The sequence below is a fragment of the Pseudomonadota bacterium genome (assembly GCA_030859565.1).
Lineage (GTDB): Bacteria > Pseudomonadota > Gammaproteobacteria > JACCXJ01 > JACCXJ01 > USCg-Taylor.
In genome coordinates this window covers 1-5,107 of the sequence record JALZJW010000199.1, presented here as the reverse complement: position 1 = coordinate 5,107, position 5,107 = coordinate 1, and the positions used below count along the sequence as shown (strand labels likewise).

General features: G+C 58.4%; 4 protein-coding genes and 1 tRNA gene. 2 read left to right on the top strand and 3 right to left on the bottom strand.

From position 1 onward, the window contains the following. Positions 1 to 1,602 (bottom strand): redoxin domain-containing protein (locus tag M3436_19135; protein MDQ3566104.1); only part of this gene is annotated, 1,602 nt, incomplete at its 3' end. A gap of 302 nt (positions 1,603 to 1,904) precedes the next feature. Here M3436_19135 and M3436_19130 point away from each other — a divergent pair. Continuing rightward, entirely contained in the window at positions 1,905 to 3,410 is a 1,506-nt protein-coding gene (locus M3436_19130; GenBank protein ID MDQ3566103.1) for an FAD-binding oxidoreductase, read from the top strand. Between the two features lie 622 nt (positions 3,411 to 4,032). Here the strand turns inward: M3436_19130 and M3436_19125 are convergent. Together M3436_19125 and M3436_19120 are read right to left on the bottom strand one after the other, a co-directional pair. Further along, positions 4,033 to 4,105: transfer RNA gene (locus M3436_19125), tRNA-OTHER, on the bottom strand. Positions 4,106 to 4,123: 18 nt separating this feature from the next. Further along, positions 4,124 to 4,654 (bottom strand): winged helix-turn-helix domain-containing protein, encoded by a 531-nt coding sequence (locus tag M3436_19120; protein ID MDQ3566102.1) that lies wholly within the window; start codon positions 4,652 to 4,654, stop codon positions 4,124 to 4,126. Positions 4,655 to 4,991: 337 nt separating this feature from the next. Between M3436_19120 and M3436_19115 the strand changes: the two genes are divergently transcribed. Continuing rightward, positions 4,992 to 5,107 (top strand): IS1 family transposase (locus M3436_19115; GenBank protein ID MDQ3566101.1); only part of this gene is annotated, 116 nt, incomplete at its 3' end.

Here is a 5,107-nt window from a genome sequence, read left to right as displayed (position 1 = left end):
TTTGAGACGATAGAACGTCTGCCAGCCGAACGAATAATTCGGCACCGACAGCAACCGCTCCGACCGGCCGTCCGGGAAATGAGCCACGTAATCGAAGTGCCGGCCGCGATAGTGCATATGGGGATAGAAGCCGTAGAGCATCACGCGCTCGCTGAAGGTCGTCTCCGCGGTCTCGATGTGATTCGCGGCGAAGGGCGGGATGCGCAGGTCCCGGTTCGAGGCGCTGGCGACGGCGTATTCCCTCGGCGGGGGCGCGCGGTGGAAATAGAGGCCCAATACCGGCCGATCCGATGCCGGCGCGCCGACGGTGATGTAGTGGAGCTGGAACACCAAGGTCGATCCGGCGGGTAACCACTGACCCGAATCCTCGGGCATCGGTTGCACATCCAAGCCAGGAACATGGGCGGCGAAGAACCCGTTTCGGCCTTCCAGCCACGCGGGCTCGCGATCTTTGTGCCGCGCGGGATACTGGACCAACACGAACCCGTGGTGCATGACGGAGGTGTTGCTGGGTTTGAGCTGCACCGCGCGTACCCAACGATCCTTGTCGATCGGCACCGGGATCTTGAACCAGCGGTAGGGCAGAACGCCCTGCGCGGGCAGCTTCTGCTCGGGAAGTTTGATTACCAGATCAGGTTCTCCGAGCGGCCAGTCTTTCACACCCTCGGATGGCTGTGCAACCAGGGGGTCCGGCCCGTCGCCGCGCGGCGCCCCGCCATCGATCCAATGCACCAAAGTCTTTTTTTCCTCGGTACGCAAGGACCGGTCGGCTAAGAGCTCGCCGGCCGCCGGATCCGCCTGCCAGGGCGGCATGCGCTTGGTCATGATGACCTCGCGCATCATCGGCGACCAACCGCGCACGGTCTCATAGCGGTCCATGGCCCAGGGACCGACGCCCCCCGCGCGATGACAGGTTATGCAGCGATCGCGGAGGATGGGTACGACGTCGCCCGTGTAGGAGAGCGGACGCCGATGCGGCTCGATGTTGAGCACACAGCCGAAGACCGGCGCTTGAGCGACCGCCACGGTCTCCTTGTCGAGCACCGCGGCGAGCGCATCGTTGAGGTAATGCCGCGTCGCCGCGGGCCGTTGTGACCCGTAATGCATGCGATCATCGATCGGCCCCCGATAACGAATGGCCCACGTCTTGGTATCGATCAGGATCGCCTCGCCGGTCCGCTCAGCTTGCAGGGACTGGATCACGAGTTGCGCCTCGTCCTTTAAGATGGGAAGGTCGAGATGGAGTCGCGCTGCCTCCGCCTGCAAGGCTTTGCGATCGTCCTGCGGGTTCGCATTGAGCAACATGAATTCCACGCCTTGTTTGGCGTAAGTATCGCGCAGCGCTTTCAGCGCCGGCAGGCTGTCGCGCACCGTGGCGCAACCGAGGCCGTGAATGTATAGTACGACCGCTTTGGCTTTCGTGAGCCGATACAACTGATGAGAACGGCCGTCCTGATCGAGTAAGGCGAAATCACGCACCGGGGGCGAAGATACATCCGCGATTCCGGTGCTCGCGCCGCGCAGTCCAAAATAAACGATCCCGCCGCCCGCGAAAGCACTCACAAAAGCAGTAATTACTAGTGCGGTTCTCGATACGGTCATGAGAACATTATATATAGACCAGCGCTTTTAATTAATCCCGATGATACGGCGATTGCAGCTTTCTTTGGCATGGCTGAAAATGTAATCAATTTTACTTCGCGGGCGGGGTATGAACCCGCCCTTGACCAAAGGGGAGAGTTGCACTACTCCCCTTTGGAAACCCCAATGCTAAAGTGAATACATGAGGATTCCGAGCACCGCCAGAAAGCCACGGCCAGGGACTGGTACTGTTTGGCGCGCCGAGGATGCAACACGAGATCCCGAGCGCAGCAGATTTTTTCACAAGCTCTGAGCCTACGCACTTGCTGACAGATGTACTAGTCCGATATCGCTGGCTGTTCGTAGTGCCCGTGGTCTTGCCCCTGTCAGTGCTGTTCGACCTCTACTGGGCTATCCGGAACTGGTACTACCGAGGCTTGAAGAGCGCCCCCGAAGGGCACACGGAGCGCGTGCGCGATATCCAGGCACAGGTGCGCCGGTGGCGCGCAGCCGGCGGCCGGCGGCCCCTCTGCACGGCGCGCAAATCCTGGATGAACGTCTCGATGCGGGTCGCCCGCTACAAGCGCCGCGACAACACCATCCGGGTCGATCTCTACGATATCCTGGCATTCGATACGGAACGGGCCATCCTCCGGGTCGAGCCCGGAGTGACCATCGGCCAGATCACCCGTTATCTCGTTCCCAGAGGCTGGACCCTGCCGGTGGTCCCGGAGTTCGACGACCTGACGGTCAGTGGGCTAATCCTGGGATTCGGCATCGAAGGCTCATCCCACAAGTACGGCCTGTTCGCCGATATCGTCGAGGCCTGCGAGGTGGTGATCGGGGATGCCACACTGGTGCGCGCTAACCGCGAGGTCCACGCGGATTTATTCCATGCCCTGCCCTGGTCCTACGGCGCGCTGGGGATCCTGGTCGCGGTGGAGCTGCGCATCATACCTTGCAAGCCCTGGGTGCGACTCCGATATCACCCTGTTTATAGCCTGAACGAAGCCTGCGAGGTGTTCGCCCGGGAGGTTTGCCGCCCGGATCCGCCCGAGTTTGTCGAGGGCATTCTGTACGGACGCGACTCTGGCGTAATCATGAGCGGCGATTTCGCCGCCGGCCCGGATCACGCCAAGGTGAATGCCATCGGCTGGTGGTTCAAACCCTGGTTTTACAAACACTGCTGGTCGTTCCTGGAGCGAGGCGGCGGCGAGGAGTCTATTCCCCTGCGACAGTACTACCATCGGCACACGCGCAGCATTTTCTGGGAAGCGGAGCTCATCATCCCGTTCGGTAACCATGCTCTGTTCCGCTCCCTGCTCGGATGGATGATGCCGCCCAAAATTTCTTTTCTAAAACTTACCCAGGGCGAGTCGATCCGCGCTTATTATGAAGACCGGCACGTGTGTCAGGACATCCTGGTGCCGATCAGTTACCTTGCGGATACGATCGAGTTTTTCCACACTAACTTCGAGTGCTATCCGCTCTGGCTTTGTCCGCACCGGACGTTCCGCACCCAACCTCAGGGTTTCTTGAAGCCGTCCCAGGAAGCCCGCGATTATGAGATGTTCGTGGATGTCGGTGCCTACGGTGCCCCGGGGGCGGTCCGACGCGGCGAGCCCTACGATTCCCGGCGCGCTGTCCGCAGGATGGAGGACTTTGCGATAGCGCATCGCGGTTACCAGTGTCTATACGCTATATCAGAACTGACACGCGACGATTACCGCCGGATGTTCGACTGCGCCCTGTATGACAGCGTCAGGCAGAAATACCACGCGGCAGGTGTCTTCATGGATACCTACGACAAGGTGAAACGGCCGGCGTGAGAAGCGGGCCCCAGTCGATGTACGGAAGTACGAAGGGTATTGCCGGGTACTGGGTCAGTTTGAACTAACTATGCTTTGGGCGTGCGAGTCCAGATACGCGTAGAATATTTGCCCCATGCAGGGGTCGATAATTGTAGGGCCGCGCCACCAACCACGAAGCACCGTCCCTGGCGCACCGGCGCAGCGTAGCGGGCGTGGTCGGCGGCGGGCAGAGATATGTAGCGGCGGGTATGGGGCGGGGGTTAATAGACTATCTCGCGCGCACGTGCAATGCTAACGGGTATGGAAAGACGGCTCAAGCGCCCACGCGACACCTTTGCTCTCGCTAAGCTCATAGGCGACATTGCGACGGGGCAGGTTGAAGATCGAATAGAGGACGGCAAAGATCCGGCTGCAGTGAGTCGGGGAAAACTTGGCGGTAAGGTCGGTGGAGGCGCTAGAGCTAAAAAGCTGTCACACGAACAACGTAAGAAAATTGCGTTAGCTGCTGCTAGGAAGCGGTGGGCGCGTTAGAGCATTTCTCGGCTCAGCTTGACAAAGCGACACATACTGCCGATATTTAAAGTACCGGTAATGGGAATTGAACAGCGCAAGATGATTCCCATAACTGGTGATGTGGGGAAGGCGGCGCCTGGAGTCGAACCAGGTTTCCTAGAATTGAAAGGTCCAGTGCCTGACCGTTCGGCCACGCCGCCGGAATGAGAAGATTTTTTTTAGGTTACATCAATATCTTCTCCTGACGCCTCGCTAGAGAGATCTTGCGGGGCGTCTCTATTTTCTACGTCGGTAATCAATTCTTGGAGTTTGCTAGCTTTGGTTCGGCGGCGTCCGGGATACCATTCGGCAAGCCCCCACGTCCCGCGACCGACGCGCAAGATGTCCCCGCCGGCATTGTCTAATCGGTGAAGTACCGAGCCAACTGAGTTCGCAAAATTCCCCGAGGCATGGGTCATTCCGCCGCGCTCCAATGCTTCGGCAATTTCTTGCGTGGTCTTGGCTGCTTTGCTCATCACCAGGAACTTCTTTGCCGCATCTGGAATACTCATCTGGAAGAAAGCATCGCGCTTGATCTCAATGTTTTCGGAGACAGTGCCAATAAAAGACGCGCCAGCAGTATCAGTACTGGATTGAGTCGGCGTTACACCAACGATTCTCTCAACCGCTTTGATCGCAGCGTTCAGGTCGTCCCGCTTTGCAATCAAGTCGGCTAGGACAACTGAATAATCAATGTTTTCAGAGGACATATATTCCTGTCTGTGCTATGCTTGAATTAGGAAAGGAAGGCCGAAGCCCATCTTCAGCCTTCCGTCCTTGGCACTGGTTTCCCTAGTGCCTCGCCCTTTCTAGGGGCGTTTAACGTGTCACAAGGCTCACCTCCTTACCGTTTGTGAATCACCGTCAGAGGCCCATCCTCTGACGGTGTTGTTATTCTAAACGAGAATCCTGACGCGTTACAACAGTACCGCTAGCTTTTTGTCGTAATGCTTGACTCGTAACTTATTCTCAAGCATAATGGTCATATTGCGGAAGCGGCCATGAACAAGCTACCGGACTGTAAAACGCGCTCAGATTCTCGGCCTAATGGTTGAAGGCATGTCGATCCGCGCCATCTCCCGCATGACCGGGGCGAGCAAGAACACTATTGTCAAGCTGCTGGCTGACGCTGGGGAAGCATTCACCGCGTACCAGGATAAGGC